This window comes from Elstera litoralis, assembly GCF_000963705.1.
In the GTDB taxonomy this organism is placed as follows: Bacteria; Pseudomonadota; Alphaproteobacteria; order Elsterales; family Elsteraceae; genus Elstera; species Elstera litoralis.
In genome coordinates this window covers 1-995 of sequence record NZ_LAJY01000843.1, presented here as the reverse complement: position 1 = coordinate 995, position 995 = coordinate 1, and the positions used below count along the sequence as shown (strand labels likewise).

The window sequence follows — 995 nt, the reverse complement described above, 5'->3', positions numbered from 1 at the left end:
TTTATAGTGCTGCGTATAATAAATTAACTGCTGAACACCCATATTCATGGCTCCAGTATATCGGCGAGCTGCATTAAAGGCATAATCAGGAAGTGTTTCAAAAACAAATACGATCTTATTATCGGCATACTTAAATATTTCGACCCAATCAATAAAATACATGGAAAGAACAAGAAACATCGGCTCAGGCTCAATAATCACCAGAGAACGGCACTGGGTTTCAATCATATAGGGTTTAAGATGGAAACCCAACCCGAGGCCGAAGACATAAGCCGCGCCCGAGCCAATGCGAACGGGTTCTTCCGACGCGCCCATATGGAGCGCGTTAAAGCGCTTCTCCAGCTCTGTAAAGATCATCAAATGCGTCGGCGCCCTTCCCTCATCAGGAGAAGGCAAACCCATCTCAGCCACAGAGGGCGCCGCCACAAAAAGCTCCATATGATGCGCCGCGTAAGCCCGCGCGTCGATCCCATAAAAAACGTTTGCCATTAATAGCGACATCCAAATCGCCCTCTTCCTGCATGATCTCAACATTGGCAGGAATATTTTTTTCGTAAATCGACGCTAGGTCAGGGATTTTTTTTGAGAAAAAATGATTTGTTCTTTTTAAAAAGCTTTTTCCCGACCGCCCCAATCTTCATCTTCATTTCCTATTCAAAAAAAAGAGGAGGAGAATAAATCTCCTCCTCTCAATAACAATCTTGATTAGTCTAAAACAACGACTAGCCGAACAGACGCAGAACCGACTGTTCGGTCTGGCCTGCGAACGACAGAGCCTGAACGCCGAGCTGCTGACGGGTCTGCAGCGAGACGAGGTTTGCACCTTCTTCGTTCGTATCGGCCAACGTCAACTTGCCCGAACCTTCCTTCTGAATGTCCACATATTCCTTCGTGAACGACAGGCGGGTGCTGAGGATCGCGACGTTGGTACCGAGCGACTTCGCAGCCGAATTATTCTGCGAAATGGCGTTATCCAAGCCCGACATCAAGAAATC

The 995-nt window shown here is 47.1% G+C and carries 2 protein-coding genes; both read right to left on the bottom strand.

Annotated elements, in window-relative coordinates; genetic code table 11:
• Positions 1 to 501: hypothetical protein (locus VZ95_RS20155; RefSeq protein ID WP_156995462.1), on the bottom strand; the 501-nt coding region annotated here is incomplete at its 3' end.
• Positions 502 to 722: 221 nt separating this feature from the next.
• Positions 723 to 995, bottom strand: a 273-nt coding sequence (locus tag VZ95_RS20150; protein ID WP_045777451.1) for a flagellin, incomplete at its 5' end; no start/stop codon positions are given.